General features: G+C 48.9%; 11 protein-coding genes and 1 pseudogene. 2 read left to right on the top strand and 10 right to left on the bottom strand.

Features of this window, described 5'->3' with window-relative positions:
* The 10 genes and pseudogenes from H8S65_RS14590 to H8S65_RS14545 form a co-directional block, all read right to left on the bottom strand.
* A pseudogene (locus H8S65_RS14590) lies at positions 1-217 on the bottom strand (hypothetical protein); the annotation flags it as partial.
* 557 nt (positions 218-774) lie between these two features.
* On the bottom strand, positions 775-3,459 hold the full coding sequence (locus H8S65_RS14585) for a glycoside hydrolase domain-containing protein (protein WP_186930636.1): 2,685 nt from the start codon (positions 3,457-3,459) through the stop codon (positions 775-777).
* 14 nt (positions 3,460-3,473) lie between these two features.
* A complete protein-coding gene (locus tag H8S65_RS14580; protein ID WP_186930635.1) occupies positions 3,474-6,290 on the bottom strand; it encodes an NPCBM/NEW2 domain-containing protein in 2,817 nt (938 codons plus the stop codon).
* Positions 6,291-6,312: 22 nt separating this feature from the next.
* Positions 6,313-8,571 (bottom strand): alpha-N-acetylglucosaminidase, encoded by a 2,259-nt coding sequence (locus tag H8S65_RS14575; RefSeq protein ID WP_186930634.1) that lies wholly within the window; start codon positions 8,569-8,571, stop codon positions 6,313-6,315.
* 33 nt (positions 8,572-8,604) lie between these two features.
* Positions 8,605-10,881 carry a hypothetical protein gene (locus H8S65_RS14570; protein WP_186930633.1) on the bottom strand — a complete coding sequence of 759 codons (2,277 nt, stop codon included), beginning with the start codon at positions 10,879-10,881 and terminating at the stop codon, positions 8,605-8,607.
* A 79-nt stretch (positions 10,882-10,960) separates the two neighbouring features.
* The gene (locus H8S65_RS14565) at positions 10,961-12,226 is read right to left on the bottom strand and encodes a mechanosensitive ion channel family protein (protein WP_186930632.1); all 1,266 of its coding nucleotides are present in this window, start codon (positions 12,224-12,226) and stop codon (positions 10,961-10,963) included.
* 276 nt (positions 12,227-12,502) lie between these two features.
* Positions 12,503-13,672: a mechanosensitive ion channel family protein gene (locus H8S65_RS14560; RefSeq protein ID WP_046452686.1), complete on the bottom strand. Its 1,170-nt coding sequence runs from the start codon at positions 13,670-13,672 to the stop codon at positions 12,503-12,505.
* 185 nt (positions 13,673-13,857) lie between these two features.
* Positions 13,858-14,868 carry an amidohydrolase family protein gene (locus H8S65_RS14555; protein WP_046452685.1) on the bottom strand — a complete coding sequence of 337 codons (1,011 nt, stop codon included), beginning with the start codon at positions 14,866-14,868 and terminating at the stop codon, positions 13,858-13,860.
* Positions 14,869-14,883: 15 nt separating this feature from the next.
* The gene (locus tag H8S65_RS14550; protein WP_046452684.1) at positions 14,884-15,828 is read right to left on the bottom strand and encodes an aldo/keto reductase; all 945 of its coding nucleotides are present in this window, start codon (positions 15,826-15,828) and stop codon (positions 14,884-14,886) included.
* Between the two features lie 19 nt (positions 15,829-15,847).
* On the bottom strand, positions 15,848-16,114 hold the full coding sequence (locus H8S65_RS14545; protein ID WP_186930631.1) for a cupin domain-containing protein: 267 nt from the start codon (positions 16,112-16,114) through the stop codon (positions 15,848-15,850).
* A 375-nt stretch (positions 16,115-16,489) separates the two neighbouring features.
* On the opposite strand from H8S65_RS14545, the gene H8S65_RS14540 reads away from it, so the two are divergent.
* Complete coding sequence (locus tag H8S65_RS14540; RefSeq protein ID WP_186930639.1) at positions 16,490-19,351, top strand: M16 family metallopeptidase; 2,862 nt, start codon at positions 16,490-16,492, stop codon at positions 19,349-19,351.
* Complete coding sequence (locus H8S65_RS14535) at positions 19,352-19,807, top strand: DUF4268 domain-containing protein (protein ID WP_186930630.1); 456 nt, start codon at positions 19,352-19,354, stop codon at positions 19,805-19,807.
* The last annotated feature ends 4 nt before the right edge of the window (positions 19,808-19,811 follow it).

The raw sequence follows: 19,811 nt of genomic DNA, 5'->3' as shown, positions 1-19,811 counted from the left end.
CCGAAGGATTTTCGATATTTACGACTCCGGCTTCCTGCATTTCGCAAATCTTGACGGCATGAGTCTTTAACAAACTCATGGCATATAACAGGTCCGGATGAACGAATTGCTGGGATGATTTGATTACTTCGTTCTTGTAGTTTGCTTCTACAAATCGCTCTGTGTAGTCTGCTGTTACCTGGTTGTTCTTGAGCTTAACTTTCTGGATTTCATACACAGGCTATTCTTTTACTAATTCTTCTTCCATACTTTTTAAAATTTAGGATTGTTATAACTTTGTGGCGCGAGCGCCATTTCAGCTTTTGCTTTGCTGATTACGGTACGACACCATTCCTAAAATTAACAATCTTCAAGGCAAAAGTATTAAAGGATGGCAGATATAAAATCAGGGTGGCCGTCTGCCATAAACAAGAGACTTGTTATATCGTAAAAAGATTCATCATAGACTCCATCTCTCAGTTTAAAACGGGCAAGTAGTAAAGCGTCCAGACGCTTCTATGATAAATGCAAAGTTGCGTAATATGCTTAACGAATACCAAGATAGATTGGATAAAATAAAAAGACCAGAAATATATTCTTATTTGTTTTTTCGCCATAATCCGCAAAATGCCTTCACCATCGTGCATAAAGACTTAATTATAATAGTATTAACTGGTGAACACAAAGAGTAAAAGTACCTTCACTGGTTACGGTTGCCTTCACTTGGAAGTAAGCCGAGTCCGGAAGGTACTATAGAGTGACAGCCGCCATACTTGTATCGTTAAACTATAATGTTTATTTTTCAAGTAGGATGATCATGCCGCTTCGTCCCATAATCTCGCATTGTTCCAGGTTGTTTAGCCGGCTACTCCACTGTACGTTTCTTATTTCCGGCAATGAAATCGTAGCCGGGTGAAAACCTAATGCTTTCTCATCAATGGATATTTTTGCCTTTTGTGGCAGATCCGTCCAGTTGGCTATCACGAGAAGGGCTTTATTTCCATTCGTGTAGACGGTTGCAGGAAGATTTGCATTATCCGTTTTAACAGGGCAATTTTCATCCCAGTAGCCGTGCATGGACGCTTTATTCATACCGAACGAATCCCATAATTGCCAGAGCGGCACAGGATTACCGCTCCAGGGTAGACGGGGAAGCATACCGAATATCATACCCCGGAAAGGATTACGTGCGTCCAGTGTCTCGCTTAGCAGGCCAAACGGAATGCCTGACATTTCCACTAACCAGAAATCAGCCGTGTTGTCAGCATTGAAACCTTCGCCAATCCAGGTTCGATCGATGTAAGGAAAAAGTTCCGTATAAAGATGTAGGGAGTTGGCATAGCCTGCCCATTGGTTCATGTGGTTCCAGGAATGAATGTCGATCAGGCGCCGTTTACCGTCGGCATTGAGGATGCGGCGAGCACGTTGCAGTGTTTTGCGGTCAAGGGCGCTGTCGTCAATATAAATGCCGTCGACTCCCAAGTTTTTCACCATCCAATCCAGTCCGGCCAGATAATAGTTGTTCCAACGGGAATCGGGAGTCGTAATAACGGAGATGTCCATATCACCTGCATATTTCCCTTCTTTGAAAGCGTTGTACCAGGCGGGGATGAAATGCGTGGCGAGGTTTTTGTTCAGCCACTCGTTCGGTCCGTTACGATGGATCAATGTACGCGCATCCTTTCCGGGACCGTCATGGATCACTTCGCCGCCCAGGCTACGCAAAGCCCAGAGTTCGGGAATTTTCACGGTCAGTTCGCGCGTAGTGTAATATAAGCGGACACCGAGGTCCTTACTATGTGCTTCGGAGATGAAACGTTTCAGGTCGGTTACCGATTCGTCATAATACGGATAGTTGATGAAAGGATAAATATCTTTTTTATGATGGACATTGATCAAATTCGCTCCGGCTTTTAGGGCCGCCGGGATATAGCCGGCACTGACGTCGCTGTTGGAGTGATAGAAACGCTCCGTTGCCTGCAATTTCAGATCGATCGGTTTAACAGGAGTAATTTGCATATCGAAGTCGTAATGCAGGATTTCGTTTTTGCATAAACAGCGTTCGCCACTGTAAGCGATCATTCGTGTTTCACCGTCTTTTTCCGGCTGGATATGGATACCGCCTCTGTTGTTATTTCCCCAGGAAACAGGCAGGTTCAGTTTGCCAAGTGCGTAATAGATATTGACTAACGGACGCACAAAATTCTCATCCATGAAATGAAGGTTAAGGCCGGCGTTGACATTACCCATCCAGATTTTGTCCTGATGCTTATCGGTGTCCCATTTCCATGATATCAGCGTGTCCGGACGAAATCCGCCTTTGTGCCCCAATCCCATCATATACTTGGAGGCATAAGCTGTGTAAGGGACTTCCAAACGTATATCTTTGATCTCGACATCTCGTTTCGGTTTGACCTGAAGATGAATATTACCGATACCGTCGAACCCGAAAGTTCCCTGACATACGACATCGAAGTTCCGGCTCTTTTGTGTCGTTTCCCAATTGATGGAAGCGTTATTGTGGTTGGTGATATGGAGACTTCCGGGTTTCAAGGCTTCCTGTCCATCGGAAGTTTCGATGATAAATACCATTTCTTTTGCCAGAACGGCATTCGAGACCGAATCACTGAGTCGGTTGTTGGCATCGTAACAAGTGATAATCTTGCAAGGTAGTCCGCTGGAAGAAAGTTCAACTTCGCCGCCCAACCAGGAAAGAGTTTTTTTCCGGAGGGTTACAGGTGTGTAAGGTGCAGTCGGATCATCGGAATTCCCCAATGTGGAGTTGAGCCAGCGCAGACGGGTTTTCCGCCAACCTTCGTTATCGCCATGATTGGCAATCGGTGAGCCGGACACGTTTAGCACGATTGTTATTTCAACCGGTTTGGCGTTCCCTTCCTTCACGAACGCCTTTCCTTTATATACCCCTTTGGCAGATACAGGAATGTCCATCCCGATCCAGAGTGCCTGTACATGTCCTTTAGGGATACAGACGTTTTTCCGGAATGTTTGTCCGTTGGTGTCGGTTCCTCCCTGATTGAAACATTGAAATGAGGAGGATTTGATTTTATTTCCATCGGCGTTTACCAAATCGGAGAAAGCAACGGAGACATCTTTCAACTCTTTGAAAGGAGTGAAAAGGCCAATTTGCCACGTGTAGAACTCACCGGGTTGACAGTCCCCTTCCACTTGCTGCCAAGTGTCGAAAGCGCGTTCCGTCCAACGGGCCGGAATGGTTTGATCGAGACGGATATCATGCATCCGGTCTTCGGCAAAGCAAAAATAGCCTGCCGCCGGTTTTTGTGCCAACAATTCTTGCAGGGCGTCATTCGAGGCGGCCTGTCGCATTTCGGAATCCTGTTCGTTAACAGTTCCGGTACGCTTCAGGTCGTCGAAAGCATTAGTGACCGTCTCCTGGGCTTTCAGTCCGGCATTACCCCAGGTAAGGAGCAATGCAACAACCGTTAGGAATATTTTCTTCATATTCGTTTTTTGTTTTATTCTATTACATACCAATTATAACCTTTTGCCGGAATCCGGATTTTCAGCAGAATCGTGTAGTCGCGCGACAAGGTGTGGAGAATGCCTTCTTTACCCTGTTCTTTTACAATTGCCTCCGTGGTCAATCCTGTATAGTAGAGCGGCAGTTTGACGGTGCGCTCCATCGGCTGATCGGTTGGGTTATAGACCATGACAAAACCTTTCTCTTTTTTACCGGAAGCGACATGCATGATTCCATCCCAATCCTTACCGTCGGGACGACGCAAGTGGATCACTTCGCTATTTAGAATATCGCGATAACGTTTATACCAGTCGATGACCTCTTTTACCGTCTGTTTTGTCTCCTCGGTATCATAAAGCCGGTGTCCCCGGTAACAAGCCTGCACGCCGGTTCCATAGTTCTGTATCATGTGTGCCTTATAGTCGGCAAGATGTTCGCTGAGCGGTTCCAATGTAGCGGCTGCTCCGCCACCGTGATACTGGGTGAGAGGCACAAAGGTCCAACACATCCCCGGCAGCCGTTCCCAAAGGCCGTCATACATAACTTGTCTGCCCAGTACCAACTGCCGTTCACGCGGCAAAGACCAGTTGACTTCACGGTAACCGATCCCGACTTTGTTGCCTCCGTTCAGTAGGTAGCCATAATCCGGGATATTCATATAAATACCGTTCTCGCACATCCATTGGTAAAGATTCGCAATTTGCTTCCGCTGTTTCCATTGGGAATCTTTCAGCCCTTTGTGGTGAGCATGGACGGTTGAAGCACAAACATTCCCCGGATAGGAACCGTCGTTTTCAAACACGGTCATACCTGTCTTTTCAAAGAACTGCCTGATCTTTCGAAAATAGTCATAGCCCCAATTGCTGCAAAGACAGGGAGAACTTCCGAAAATCATTCCGCCTCTCTTGCCCGTTTCGGGATTTATCACGTCCACTTCGTCACTGATCCAACGACTCGACAACAGCGAATATCCGCCTAACTCGATACCGCGGGAGCTGGCATAATCTCGCAATTCCTTGAACTTGGCATAGTTGGCCGGCGATTCATCTTCCATATCGAGGCCGGAACCAAAGCTGATGATCAGCATCTCGTAGCCGGTAGCTACGCATTGGTCGATTGCCTGTCTCACGACCTCAGGATCGCTGGAGGTACAATGCATGAAGATCGGGTTTTCAGTTGTCCAGGGAGCAATCGTCCGGTACATCCGTTTGACAAACAGCCCTTTCCGATCCCTGTCTTCACTGTCGAAAGGCATCAGCCAGGTATGGAAGCTGGAAAAAGAACTGCCGTTGCTGATTCGCTCGTCCGGTCCCATTGGCAATTTAACCTCTAACAGACAAGGAGTCAACAGTGGATAATTACACTGTGAAGTGTAGCGCGGATCGGGATTCCAGTGCTCAGTCTTGTCGGCAATCTTTTCGATGAAACCCAGAAAGCCCCAATCGCTTTCGACATGAATATTCGGTTTTCGGAACATTTCCGGGCGCTTGGCTTCCACAGGCGACTCCGGCTCCGCCATAGCTAACTGTTCCAGTACGAAGGAATCAAGATTGATATCCGCCCCTGTCCGGTTTTCGATCTCGAACCATTTGGAAATACAAGGCAGACCGTCATAAAGGGCATAATGCAGTTTGACTTTTACGCCTTTCAGTTCGTCCGGTCCTTCTAATAGAAAAGTAAGCTGCTTACCGGACGGGTTCTGTTTTTTTTCCAATGCCCACCGTTTACTTTTCCAATTAATGCGCGGAGTGATTTCTGAAATCCGGAAATCGACGACACGGAACGAATTGGCAAAAGGTTTCATCCGGTCGAGCCATTTGTACTGGGTGTAACCGAATTCGGGCTGCCCGTCCAGTCCGCCCAACGAGTAGCTTTTGCCATCGAGCGTCAGAATACCCTCGTTGCTCACGGCACGCAACATATTTTCTCCGGTCATCAGATTTTGAATGTCGACTGTCGCGAGGTTAGGGAAAATACGGAATACACGACTGACCAATCCATTGCTCAATACGAGATCTTTTCCCTGGTTTGCCTGACGAACTGCCGCTTTGGCTTCCTCGTTACGGATCAGCCAATCGTAGCCGGGAGACGGCAAGGGCAGGCTTACTGCTTCGAGTTGCCCGATTTTCTGTTGCAAGGATTGTTCAACCTCTTTAGGCATGGAGGCAACCTCTCCCTGGTATTCGGGAACGATCAAGGATGGCCGAATCTCGAAATAGGAAACAACGGCTTCCAGCCAGTCGGCATGATCACCGCTGATCCCGTCATTTGCATCTTCCGCCTCCAACTCCAGTATCTTGATACCTTCGATAGGGAGGGAGATTTCTCTGGCAGTCTCGCCTCCACGTATGATACCGCTGTTATACAGTTCTTTTCCGTCTCCGATGATTTTGAAGATTACACTTCCCTTTTCCAATTCTCCGTTTCCTTTTCCCGTCCCGACATATTGTTTGCGACCGTTTGCCTGGTCGTAAAAGAGCATCGTTCCGTCGGTCAAAGGAATCTTGGCAAGATGGCTGTCCTTGTAATTAACCGACTGGTCGTTGACACCGATCTTGCATGTGAAAAGGGTAGATTTTCCCTGAAGTGAAATCTTTATTTTACTGTTTGCCTGTACACCTACGCCATCCGCAAAAAGCGTACCGGCAACCTGTAAAGGTTCGCCGGTGACTGCTTTGCCGGATGCCGGAGTCCCGTATGGCTGATAGATGGAGGACAGATCCATCTCCGACAGTTTTATCTTGCCAGTCTGGGCTATCAGACTGGGAGTCACACAACAGAAACCTGCAATCAGAAGTTGTTTTATTGTCATAATATGATCTTTTTTGAGGAGGTTATTCACCCAGGTTTTCAAAGATATTGCCTTCATGGATTTCATCTGCCTCGATTTCGTCTTTATAATATTCGGCGGCGAGACGGACATACTTTTTATACAGGCGGGTAGCGGTTTCCACTTCATCCCCTTGCGTGATAGGCGTGCGGACTTTGTCAGGAGTGGAAACGAACTGAAGTTCCCAATCTCCCAGAGCACTGTAGAAATCATTAGCACGGAAGGCTTCACGACCGTGTGTTTGCGGCAAGCCTTCTTCGTTGTAGCTTGTCCCGGCATCGAGATGATCCTGAAGCATCGCGTAGAACTTTTCCCAGCGTTTCAGATAATATCCGTTTATCAATCCCGTCCATTCCCGCCAGGAGTAGTCGAAGATAAGCGGATCACCATCAGCTCCCCACACGGTGACAAGCGCGGTCGCATCTTTTTCAAAGAGGTCTTTTTCTTCATTATTATTCCCCCAGCTACGGGCCTGCGTTAACCATTTATCAAAATTAAATTCCGGACGCGTACGCAACAGTTCATCGGCATCGCGCAACATTTCGAGAAAACGGCTGCTATGCAGGGTGAATGCTTCCTTGTCTTTTTTACGGAACGCCTCTGCCGCCTGTTTATGGATAGCCTGTCCGAGGTTGGACATCAGCTGCCGCTGGACATCGACAATATCGAAGCGATAAGGATCGGAACTTTTCAGTCTGCCGGCATCTTTCAGCAATAAGCCTTCGGCCTGAACTACCAACAGAGGAGAGTAGGGGATCCCCAGACCCGCGTTCGGACCGGATTTCTTTACATTTACAGCAGGACGGGCGGCGATGATGGAACTGCGTTCCGTCCCGTTTGTTCCGGGGCGATAGGGCCCTTCCAACAGATGCAACCAAGCCTGATGCGCGTTTTCGGACGGTCTGCCGTAGCGACGGTCTGCGTAACGGCAGAGCCATTCTTCGATATTGACTTCATCTTTATGGAGAGGCATTTCGAAAGCCAGATCATAATATACCGGATTTTGCTCGATAGACTCCATAAAGAGACCGGAACCACAAACATTCGGATTCTTTTTTACTGCATTTACATATTGGTTGGAAGCAAGCAGACGCAAATCTCCGTGCAGGTTGATACGCCCCCCGAAGTTATGCAGATTTCCGGCAACAAGCGGATACCCCCAGCAAGCATTTTCCTGCTGGCTCTTGGCTCCGTTCAGGTCCAGGATCAGCAGATTCTCTTTCGGAACAGCTTTCACGATCGGTTCGCGAAGGCTCCATGCCTGCATTGCCCAAATCGAATTCGGGTCAAAATCGTTGAAGAGTTTGTGAATGGAATTGCCGACGGCGCTCAGATATTCCGGTGTATCGACAGGCGGTTGGCTTTCGTGGAACGGATCAGCCGCATAAACGCCATGCGCTCCGTAGAGTTTTTTTTCTTCTTCCAGGAAGTCACGTCCGATCACAGTGAACAAAGAATCGGTCGGGTCCAACTGCGCCGCCCCGGTGAAACCGCACCAGGAAGGTTGCAACTGTATCTTGGCATCCGGGTATTTTTCTTTCAGCTCACGCGGAACATAGCCGGAAAATCCTTGTTGAATGGGTTGCATACCCAATTCCAATTCCCGGTCGATAATCTGTTTTCCCAAAACGATATGCTTGTCGATCCAAGATTTGGGGAGCGGACCTCCATAACTTTGCAAGTTCTGCATCCATTGCCATGCAAAATGTCCCGGACCGGCCAGGAACCGGCGTGCTTCTTCGTCCGTAAACTTATGTTTGAGAAGGGTATTGTACCAGACAGCTTCCAGTCCGACAACAGACAACGGCATATTAATCGAGTTCATAGCCATAAAGTCAAGCTCTCGCTGCCAGCGTTCCCAATCCCACCAGGCAGCCGAGTAGCTGACCGTACAATAATTCATGTAGACACGATATTTGCCATTGATCGTGTTTTTAACGGGGACGGGCATAGGCAATTGCTTCGGCAGGTCCAGTTGATTGCCGAACCAGGAAACATGTGCATTACAGGTGTATTTCAAATATTGGTTGAATGCCGTCGCCAGTGAGACCGTATTGTTTCCACGCAGTACGACTTTGCCGTTGTCGGACGTGATCTCGTACGCATCCATTCCATCGACAGGTTCCATTAATTCCAGTTTGAATTGTTTCCCGTATCCGGGAGTCACACGTTCGATCAAGTCGTAGGCCGCCTGTATCCGCGGGTCATTTTTACATCCTGTACACACCAGGATGAAGGTAAGCAGTAGTAATTTAAGTTTCATTCTATTTGTTAGTTGAATTAGATATTACAAATGTCATTCGATGATGTACCAATTATAGCCTTTTGCCGGAATCCGTATCTTCAGTGAGATGGAATAATCGCGGGCGAGCGAGTACTCCTTCCCGTTTTTGTCCTGTTCCTTCACGATTGCCTTATCCGTCAGTCCCGTATAATATAAAGGGACTTCGATTTCTTTCTCTATCGCGATGTCCAACGGATTATAGACGGAAATAAAGGCTTTCCGCTTCGACTGCGGGTTGACATGCATGATGCCGTCCCAGTCCTGTCCGTCCGGACGTCTCAGGTGGATAATATCCGAATCCAGGATTTGGCGGTACTGCTTATAGAAAGAAACCCATTGGGCCACCAGTCTTCGGGTTTGTTCCGTGTCATAGAGGCGGGGACCGCGATAGCAGGCTTGCACACCGGCGCCGAACAGGTTACGAAGCCGTGTCTCGTAATGATCCAGATGTTCGTTCAACGGTTCGATAGTGGCAGCCGCCCCACCACCGTGATATTGGGTAAGAGGGACAAACATAAATCCCATGCTGGGCGTTTTCTGCCAGGTTCCGTCGTAGATATTCTGCCGTTCGATAATTTCCTGATAGGCTCTTGGCAGGGACCAGTTGGTTTCAACGTACCCCATCGGAGTTTTGTTGGAACCCATCAGAAAATACCAATCCGGGACATTCAGATAGATGCCGTTTGCCCGGCTCCACTGATAGAACGAACTGATCCTTTTCCACTGTTTCCACTGCGAATCCAGATACCCTTTGTGTCCGCTGTGGACGGTGGAGGCACAGGGATCGCCAGGATAGGAACCGTCGTTCTCGAATACGTTCATGCCGGTCGTATTGAAGAAATCCTTCAGACGCTTGAAATAATCACTGCCCCAATCCGAAGCGATACAAGGGGAAAGCCCGAAACGACTGCCTTCTTCGCGTGTCTTTGCCGGATGTCCTGTGTGATGGCTGATCGCAGCATCTTCAGGTTTGGCTCCACGGCTTGCCAGCAATGAATAGCCGCCGATAGCGATACCTTTGTCAGCAGCATAACCGTTCAATGCTTTCATGCGTTGGAGATAGGAGGCCGAATCATTTTCGATCTGGAAACCGCTGCCGAAGGTCATGATCACCATTTCGAAACCGACAGCCGCACATTGGTCGATTGCCTGTTTGACAGCCTGGTCACTTGATTCCCTTACGTGCATAAAGATCGGATTCTCCTGTGTCCAGGGAGCCATCATGCGCCAGAATTTACACTCGGCAAGCCCTCGTCTTTCCTGGTCTGTCGCGTCGCGGAGCATTTCGAAAGCACGGCAGGATGTGAAACTTTCTCCCGGTGCGATCTCTTCGGCCGGCCCTAATAGCGGCGTCACTTCCAACCGTGCCGGCTTATATTGGCCGTAATAGCGGATACCCGTAAACTCATATTCCGGATGATCGAATACCCAACGGACGGCAGGATTGTCTTTCATTGCTTCCATATCTCCGCCCATTGCATAGTCCGTAACGACGAATAGTTGGGTGAAGCGGTCGATATAGTCACGCGGAGCATCCGTCTGTACAGGCTTTTTGCGGTAATCTTCCGTATAATATCCCGGTTCCTGTGCCATCATGCGCACCTCATGGGGTTCGCCGTAGTGGACTTTCGGAGCGGTCTCTACCAAGGCAAGAACTTCCGATTTGAAGGAATCCAGCGTGACAGCCTTTTGCCCTTTGTTATCTATTTCGATCCACTTGGACAGGATCGGGGCGCCGTCGTACAGTTCGTAGACGATACGGACGGTTAAGCCTTTGCACTCGTCTGTAATCTTCCGGGGAGCCTTATAAGTGAAGGTGATACGTTTGCCGGGAGCAGGCCACGGATATGTATTGCTGATCCAGGCATCGTTCGGTTTCCAGGGAAAACGTTCTTTTGTCTCGCCGACCGTATAATCGGCCAAGACAAATGCCGAATCGCAAAGCTGCATACCGGACAAGCAATCTTTTGTCAGGAAATTATGGACAGGTTGCCCTTCCAAGCCGCCGACCGGATATTCTTTCCCATTGATGACAAGCACGGCTTCCGGCCGTACGGCACGCAGTTCGCTTTGTCCCGTCATCAGGTTGTCCAGCGCGATTGTCGCACCGTTGGGTGTTAGCGAAAAGGTACGGCGAAGGAGGCCGTTTGTCAATTCGATTTGTTTTTTATCCGATGAAAGATTGGCTTCCGTCTTATACGGGCTTCCGTCGATCAGCCAATCCTTGTTTTCGGCAAAGAGCGGTTGCTGTAGCAAGATACAGCAAAAAGCAAGAATCGTGTTTTTCATGTATAACTATTATTTTTTACTGATGTCCTATAGACGAACAAAAAAAGCGTTACCCTATGGCGGGTGACGCTTTTTTTTGTTATTGCACTATTTTCAGGCTCCTCAAATCACTGCCGGAGACGTTCTGGAAGACGCTGAGCCCGAATTCCGGGATTACGGCCAAAACATGGTCGAATACGTCGGATTGAATGCCTTCGTAGGGAACCCAGTCTTTTACGGAGGAGAAGAAATAGAGTTCGATCGGAATACCGGTTTCCGTCGGTTGCAACTGGCGGACCATGCAGGTCAGTTCCTTGCTGACCTCCGGGAGACTTTTCAGGTAATTGACCAGGTAGGCGCGAAATACGCCGATATTCGTTTGCCGCCGGCCGTTTACACGGATGGAACCGTCGATCCGGTGCTCTTCGTTATAGGCGTTCAGTTCTTTTTCTTTCTCGTCGATATAGTCTGTCAGTAAGGATATTTTCCGGAATTTAGCCAACATCTCCGGCGTGCAGAAGCTCACGCTGTTCATATCGATATTGATAGAACGCTTGATCCGTCGTCCGGGAGATTCCGACATCCCGCGCCAGTTTTGGAAAGCATCGCTCACCAGGGCATAAGGGGGAATCGTCGTAATCGTATTGTCGAAGTTCTTGACTTTGACGGCGTTCAGCGTGACTTCGATAACCGTCCCGTTCGCCCCATATTTCTCCATCGTGATCCAGTCGCCCGGACGCAGCATGTCGTTGGCGGAAAGCTGTATGCCGGCCACGAATCCTAAGATCGTATCTTTGAACACCAGCATCAGGATTGCGGCGGAAGCACCCAGTCCGGCGAACAGCGTCGTCGGCGACTTACCGATCAGAATACTGATGATCAGTATAAAACCGATAAAGAAAACGGCTACCTGCAATAACTGGATGAAGCCTTTCAGCGGCTTGTTCTTGAGCGATTCCTTCCGGTTGTATATTTCATGTACGACGTTCAGGGAGGCACTGATAAAACGAAGCGAAACGGCAATGATATAAATCTTGCATATCATTTGCAGGATTCCCAGTATCTTAGGCGTCTCATCGACCGGAAAAGCCAACGGCAGCAACACATACACCAGGATGGCAGGAATCATGTGCATCAGCTTGTTGATAATCTTGCGCTCGACGATCAAGTCGTCCCACTGGTTGCGGGTTCTCTTCGCAAGCCGTTTAAACATATTCAGGAAGATATAGCGGCAAGCGTAGTCGATACCGACCGTTGCGACAATGATCAGCAGCAGGACGATCGCATTGTCCAGTTCATTTGCCGAACTACTGATAATTCCCCATTCGATCAGATGATTGTTAATCCATTCTTGTATTGCGTGCATATTCTTTAAATGATTAATCAAGTGTACCTGCGATAACCTTGAATTTGTATACAAAACTACCTAATAAAAATACAATAATCCCCATAAAAAGCGACAAAAAGGTCATCATCCTGAGATATAGGCGATTGCGAAAATATAAGTTTGTTAAAAAATATTACCCTTGCGGGAAATTTTATTTTCACGGGTATGAAAATCGATTTTCATGCCCGTGTGTTTCGATTTGGACCAATGGGTATTTTTACAAATTTGACAATAAGGTCTGTTTTATCACGATCCTTAATCCGAATATTGATAAACCTTTAAATCGAACTTAGGGACCATCGCGAAGAAATGGTCGAAGATATCCGACTGGATACGCTCGTATTCTTTCCATACTTTATTGCGGGAGAAGAAATATATCTGGATAGGCACACCATATTCAGTCGATTGCAACTGGCTGATGATTAGATCGAGGTCGGTATTGACGACCGGGAGGCTTGTCAGGTATTTCTCCACATAGACACGGAACATCTGCGAATTGGTAGGCGTCACGCCTTCGTCCGGCTTATAGTCGGCAAGCAATGGGATCTCCTTGCGGAACGTGTCGAGCATGTCCGGCGTACAAAATTTGATGGTATTGAGGTCGAGAAAGATGGACTTCATCACACGGCGACCGCCCGATTCGACCATTCCCCGCCAGTTCTGGAACGAAGCGTTTACCAACGTATAAGGCGGGATGGTGGAAATGGTATTATCGAAATTCTGAATCTTGACCGTGTTCAGCGTGATCTCCTGCACGATACCGTTCGCGTTCGAGCCGGGAACCGTGATCCAGTCGCCCGGCCGCAGCATATCGTTGGCGGAAAGTTGTATGCCCGCCACGAATCCTAAGATCGTATCTTTGAATACCAACATCAGGATCGCCGCCGAAGCGCCCAATCCGGCAAACAGGCTGGCCGGCGATTTCCCGATCAGGATGGCGATGATGACGATCCCGCCGATAAAGAACAGCAAGACCTGAAGCACCTGCATGAACCCTTTGATCGGGCGGTTCTTATTCACCTGCCGCATATTGTACATATCCAAGAACACCAGAATAAAACCGTTTATCGCCAGCAACAAAGCGAACACGATATACACGGCACATATTTTCTGGGATAAAAGCAACAAACCTTTCCCCCGTATAAACGCCAGAGGCAACAGGGCATAGACCAGGATGCCCGGTATCGTGTGGACCAAGTGGTGGACGACTTTACGTTTGAGAAGCAACGAGTCCCACTGGTAATGCGTATGCTGCGCCAGCTTCTTCATACTGCCGACAAAGATCGCCTGGCACAGGTAATCCAGCCCGATCGCCAGTATGACCAAGAAGGCGGCGATAATCATTTCGTCGAATGTATTTGCAATTTTAGGGTCTACGCCCCAACCGATCAGGATGCCGTTCATCCAACTGCCTAAGTTTATCATATCGTATTGGCTTTTTATTGGGATAACAATTAAATGTCCGTTTGGTTTATCCGATCAATCGCAAAGTGCAACATTCCCTGCTTGTATTTTTGAAAATGAGCTGATGTACTGTCGGACTGCATCGGCTGCTTGGTACACATTTCCGGTGTGTTGTTCTTTTCTATTGCTACATGATTAAGAGAATTTTATTTGTTGTTGAACAATGCTGCTGCATTTCCTGCCATAATGCTTTTCAAATGTGGTGTAAGCTCCCTGTCCTCCGCCATCCAAGCCTGCAAGCGTTTCAGATTTTCGGTCAGTACCTCGGCAGGTTGATAGGGATAGTCGGAGCCATAAAGCAAATGGTCGGGAGTGGTGATGGTCAGCAGAGATTTCACCACTTCGGGTGTTGCACTTCCGGCAAGGTCGTAATAAAAACGAGAGAGGTTGGCTTCCCAATAGACAGGCTGCATATAGCCTTTCATCTGCATTACCGGAAGGAGGCCTTTCATGCGGGGAATAGCCAACGGCAGGAACGAGCCGCAGTGCGGCACAACAATCTTAAGGTCGGGATAACGCGCCGGAACATTGCGGGCTATCATGTTGATAACCGTGCGGGTAGTTTCGGACGGGTACTCGTAAACGGCAAGCGGCGTGGTGGCAATGATGCCGTTGTTCACCGGAGACGGCTTATGCGGGTGCAAGATGATGATTGCCTTACGCTTGTTCAACACCTCCATCAGCGGATCGAGTGCTTCGTCGCCTACATACTGTCCCCGGCTGTTGGTCGCCAGCTTGATGCCGTCCGCACCGAGCTTATCAAGTGCGTAAATAGCCTCTTCGATGGCTGCATCCACATCGGGCAGAGGTAGCGAAGCGCAGAAAAGGAACTTGCCGGGATAGTCCGTTTTCAGTTTGGCACAGGCTTCGTTGTAGTGACGCACTGCTTTGTGGCACTCCTCCGTATCGCCGAAATAGGGTTGCGGAGCGGGCATGGAGAGCAGGCTTGTCCGGATGCCTGCCTTTTCCATAAATTCCAAATGAGAGGAGACATCCCAGTCGGGCAGCGGGAAGGTTTCTTCCAACGCTGCACCGTGCCGGTCGAGCAGCGCCTTAAATTCAGGCAATACGTTGTGGCAATGTACATCGATGGCTTGTTGCGCCGTTACCTTAAAGAAAGTGAACATAAACGATAGGATGAAAATTAGTCGCTTCATTATCTACCTCCTCTCTTAAATCATCGGCATTTCCCAAGAGCCGCGTGTATCTACTCCTGAACTTTCGGCACTGGCTTCCAGTGTGCGGATTTCTTCTTCGGTCAGAACGATACTTGCCGCTTGTGCCGCTTCCTGCACTTGTGTCACTTTGGTTACACCGATAATGGGTGTCGTGCCTTTGGCTATTGCCCATGCCAATGCCACCTGAGCGGGCGAAATGCCGTATCGGTCGCCTACGGTGCGCATGGCCGCCACGAGTTTCTCGATCTGCGGCAACATCGGGTTGTAGGTATCGCCACGCTGACTGCCTTTGGGAAGGGGATGTTGCGTGTCATACTTGCCGGAGAGTGCGCCTTGCTCCAATACCATGTATGACCAGAAGTCGATACCGTTCTCCCGACAATAATCCAAAATGCCGGCTCGTTCCGACGAGCGATAGAGCAGGCTGTAATGGTTCTGTACTGCCGATATGTGTATACCTTCCGCCGAAAGGATTTCTTCAGCACGCTTGATTTGGGCGAGGTTATGGTTGGACACGCCGATGTGCTTCACTTTTCCGCTCTTTACCAATGCCGCCATGTAGGGCGTCCAGCGTTCCACATCCGCAGGGTTATGAACCCAGTAGATGTCGATGTAGTCCGTATCGAAGCGCGCGAGGCTTCCGGCAAGCATATCGGCTACGGGATTTTCCGTATCGCTCGCGATTTGAGGTGTGAACTTCGTGGAGATTTTCACCTCCTCGCGGCAGCATGTTTTGGTAAATGCCGCAAGCACGTTTTCCGATGCACCCATGCCATAGACGACGGCGGAATCCCAAAGATTCAGCCCGTTCTTCATGGCTTCGTCAAATACGGGCTTCAGTTCTTCCACGCCTACGTGGTTGCCGAATACCTGGTCGCCGCCTACGGCTCCTGTGCCCCATGACCATGTTCCCAATACGATAGATGATTGATTCTTCATTTGTATGTTCCTCCTTGATTTATTGTTTATACTCTTCTTCCGTTACAGCACGCAGTTGTACAACATGACCGTCGACAGAGTGTTCGGTTACGGTGAGGCAGACCAACGGTTTGTCGGGTGTAGCCCCGTTCCAATGACGGACATCGACGGGCGATACGATTACATCCCCTTTTTTGATGATGCGCTTCGGCGAGCCTTCCTCCTGATAATATCGGGATAATCGGCTTTTGTCTCGGTTTGCGCCATTATCTGCGGGTGCATGAAAAAGAGAATTATAAATGTACATAAGATTGTTTTTGCATTCATCTTGTTAAAAATTGCTTTTACCATGTTGTTATATTATTTATCGTGAGTTTCTGTTACATTTGAGGCTTCGATGTCTTCAAGCCATGTTGGGACACGGGCAGCCATGTTTCTCTTATTTTGATGATGCAAAATTATCATATCCTAATAAAAGCGGACGTAACGATAAAGAGGGAATTTGTACCGTTTTTACTGATTTTCGAGTATTCGAAATTATTTCTTGTAGAGCTTGCTTTCCTTTAAGTCACTTGTTTACAACCTTCTTGCGCTCATCCGCTCAATCTCTCGTTTTTTATTCTTATCTTTGACGCTGATATTACAAATCTGTAGCATGACCGTGAATTTAAAAGTAGTGATGATGGTATTCGCATGTTGTTCTTATCAATCGCAAGCAGAGGAATTGGGCGCTCTCAAAGTAAAAGAATATAAACTGGAAAACGGACTGACCGTTTGGCTGAACGAAGATCACAGCCAGCCGAAGGTTTTCGGCGCCGTCGTCGTGAAAGCGGGGTCGAAGGATTGTCCGGACACAGGTATCGCCCATTATTTCGAGCACATGATGTTTAAGGGAACAGAACGTATCGGGACACTCGATTACGAGTCGGAGAAGGTCTTGCTGGACTCCATCGCCATGAAATACGACGAACTGGCCATGACGGAAGATGTTGCGGTACGTGCCCGCCTGCAAAAGGAGATCAACGAACTGAGCATCCGCTCTTCCGAATATGTCATACCCAATGAGTTCAACCGGCTGATCAGCCGGTTCGGGGGTTCCGGCCTGAATGCGGCGACCTCATACGATGCTACGATCTATTTCAATACGTTTTCCCCGCAATATATGGTCCAATGGGCGGAGATCAACAGCGAACGCCTGATTAACCCCGTCTTTCGTCTTTTCCAAAGCGAACTGGAAACGGTTTATGAGGAGAAGAACATGTACGGTGACTTCATCGGCGGCCAGGTGATGGACACGTTGATGGCTCGTTATTTCGGGCCTCACCCCTATGCCTATCCGATTATCGGCAGCACGAAGAACCTCAAGAATCCGCGGCTGACGGAGATGCGCAAGTTTTTCGAGGACTATTATGTGGCATCCAATATGGCGCTGATCCTTAGCGGCGATTTTGATACGCAGCAGGTTATGCCTGTCCTGGAAAAGACCTTTTCACGCATCCGTTCGGGCAACGTTCCGAAGCCGGAGAAGGTGATGCTACCGCCGTTCAACGGACGGGAGAAAATGAAGGTGAAGTTCCCGATCCCCTTTATTAAAGCGATGGGGCTGGGTTTCCGGGGTGTTTCGGCCAACCATGAGGACCAGGTTGCCTTGAATATAGCGGTCAACCTGCTGAACAACGCCAACGGTACGGGCTATCTGGACAAACTGATGGTGGAACATAAGCTGATGGGAGCCCTTGCCATCAACGAAAGCATGAATGAGGCGGGGATCCTCGCGGTCGCCATTATGCCGAAATTGTTGATCCAGTCGTACAGTTCGGCCGAGAAGATGGTCTGGAACGAGATCAACCGGGTGAAGAACGGAGACTTTAGCGACGAAGTGTTCAACAGCCTGAAACTGGAACAGAAACGGCAGTATGCTTCCGCATTGGAGAATATCGACTCGCGTGCGACGGTCATGATGAATCTGTTCTCGCAGGGAAAGAGTTGGGACGATTACCTGAACGAGGTGGCGCGGATCGAGTCTATCACGAAAGAGGATGTCGTGCGTGTCGCCCAAAAATATTTCAGCAATAACTATCTGTGCGTAACCAAGAGCACGGGGAAATATCCGAAGGACAATCTGCCGAAACCGGCTTTTTCCCCGGTCGTCCCCCGGCATGCAGACGCTTCCTCTTCCTATGCCGAACAGTTGGAGAAGATACCGGAACAGCAAGTAGCGCCTCGTATCATCGATTTCGAAAAGGATGTGAAGACGTCGAAGCTGGCTCCTTTGGTGACGTTATACACGACTCCTAATCCGCTGAACGATATTTTCACCTTCAATATCTCCTATGGAATCGGTGCATTGGAGCAACCGGAGTTGATGCAGCTCATCAACTACCTGCAATTGTTAGGAACCGATTCTTTGCCCTTCGAGCAGTTCCGCAGCCGCTTGCAATCGATCGGGAGCACGCTTGCTTTCGATGTGACGCCCGATGCTTTTGTCATGAAGGTGACCGGTTTCGATAACCATATCGACGAGACGATGGAACTTGTGGGCGACTTCATCCGCCATGCAAAGGCAGACGACAAGAAGCTCCGTCAGATTGTGGACGATGCCAAAGTCTCGGAAAAAGCCTTTTTCAAGTCGGGCGACAATGTGGCATCGGCTTTGTTAGAACAGGTGAAGTACGGCGACCAGTCCCGTTACCTGCGCAAGCTTTCACTCTCACAGATCAAGAAGCTGAAGGGCAAAGATCTGTTGGCGGTCTATGATAAGGTACGGAACGTACAGTGCGACCTTCACTACTGCGGCACATTGCCTGTGGAGAAGGTGATCGGGACGATTCGCCGGCATATCCCGTTGGAGCGGACGACCGTAGCCTCCAATTCTCCCTATTACCGCGAGTTGAAGCAATACGACAAGCCGACAGTCTTTTTTATCGATATGCCGGATATGACGCAGAGCATCGTTTACAGCTATGTCAAGGGCGATCCAGTCGATGACAAGGCTTCCCGCCATGCCTCCCGGCTGTTCTCCGTCTACTTCGGGGGCGATATGTCGTCGCTGATGTTCCAGGAGATTAGGGAGTTCCGCTCTTTTGCATACCGGACAAGCGGTCGTTATCAGTTGCCGAACCATGCGCATAAGGGGACTGCCGGATCTTTTACGGCAATGCTGTCCACCCAGAGCGACAAGACGCTGGATGCGTTGGGCGTACTGGATTCGCTGATCCGGGAAATGCCGTTGAAGCCGGAAAGGGTGGAGGCGATCAAACAGATGTTGGCCAACCGCATCAATAACGATTATCCGCCTTTCCGTAACCTGTCCGAGAAAGTGGCAAGTGCGCGTATGGAAGGTTTCGACCGTGATCCGGCTGAAGAATTCCTGCGGGATATCGCAACGATGGATATGCAGGATATTTCCCGCTTCTATCAGGAGCAGATCAGTGGCCGCCCGGTCGTTTACGTGATTGCCGGAAACCGGAAACGTATCGATATGAACAAGCTGGCCGAATACGGTACGATAGTAAAAGTGAAAAAGAAAGACATATATAAATAAATGTATAGTAAAGACGAGCTCAAGAACCTGAAACTTGAATTTTGGGAAAGTTTCGCCTCATTTTGTGAAGTACAGCCGTATCTGAGAGGACGCAAGAAAATGTGGACTTTGTATGATACGAAGGTGAAAGGAGTCGAACTCAAATTCGATGCAACAAGAGATGGCGCTTTTGTCATCCTCGAAGTGAACCATAGGGGCGAAGAAGCCCGGCTGGAAATGTTCGAACGCCTGACGTGGTATAAGGATACGCTGGAAATGGATTTTCTGGAGGGGTTGATCTGGGACATTTGTTTTGTGCGTGATACCGGAAAGCAGGTAGCCCGTATTTACACCTCCAAATCCGGGATCGATTTTCACCGCCGTCAGGACTGGGGCGAGTTTTTCTCCTTTATGGCAAGCCAAATGTATCTGTTGGAACGGAACTTCATGTCCATCGCAGAGTATTTGAGGGAATAAAAAG

It is taken from the genome of Parabacteroides hominis (assembly GCF_014287585.1).
In the GTDB taxonomy this organism is placed as follows: domain Bacteria; phylum Bacteroidota; class Bacteroidia; order Bacteroidales; family Tannerellaceae; genus Parabacteroides; species Parabacteroides hominis.
The sequence above is the reverse complement of the archived record's forward strand: the minus strand, read 5'-3'. Positions and strand labels throughout refer to the sequence as shown.

Coding starts and splice junctions, on each gene's coding strand:
- H8S65_RS14575 (WP_186930634.1), bottom strand. CDS start 8,571: ATGAAACTTAAATTACTACTGCTTACCTTCATCCTGGTGTGTACAGGA.
- H8S65_RS14580 (WP_186930635.1), bottom strand. CDS start 6,290: ATGACAATAAAACAACTTCTGATTGCAGGTTTCTGTTGTGTGACTCCC.
- H8S65_RS14570 (WP_186930633.1), bottom strand. CDS start 10,881: ATGAAAAACACGATTCTTGCTTTTTGCTGTATCTTGCTACAGCAACCG.
- H8S65_RS14585 (WP_186930636.1), bottom strand. CDS start 3,459: ATGAAGAAAATATTCCTAACGGTTGTTGCATTGCTCCTTACCTGGGGT.
- H8S65_RS14535 (WP_186930630.1), top strand. CDS start 19,352: ATGTATAGTAAAGACGAGCTCAAGAACCTGAAACTTGAATTTTGGGAA.
- H8S65_RS14550 (WP_046452684.1), bottom strand. CDS start 15,828: ATGAAGAATCAATCATCTATCGTATTGGGAACATGGTCATGGGGCACA.
- H8S65_RS14565 (WP_186930632.1), bottom strand. CDS start 12,226: ATGCACGCAATACAAGAATGGATTAACAATCATCTGATCGAATGGGGA.
- H8S65_RS14560 (WP_046452686.1), bottom strand. CDS start 13,672: ATGATAAACTTAGGCAGTTGGATGAACGGCATCCTGATCGGTTGGGGC.
- H8S65_RS14540 (WP_186930639.1), top strand. CDS start 16,490: ATGGTATTCGCATGTTGTTCTTATCAATCGCAAGCAGAGGAATTGGGC.
- H8S65_RS14555 (WP_046452685.1), bottom strand. CDS start 14,868: ATGAAGCGACTAATTTTCATCCTATCGTTTATGTTCACTTTCTTTAAG.
- H8S65_RS14545 (WP_186930631.1), bottom strand. CDS start 16,114: ATGTACATTTATAATTCTCTTTTTCATGCACCCGCAGATAATGGCGCA.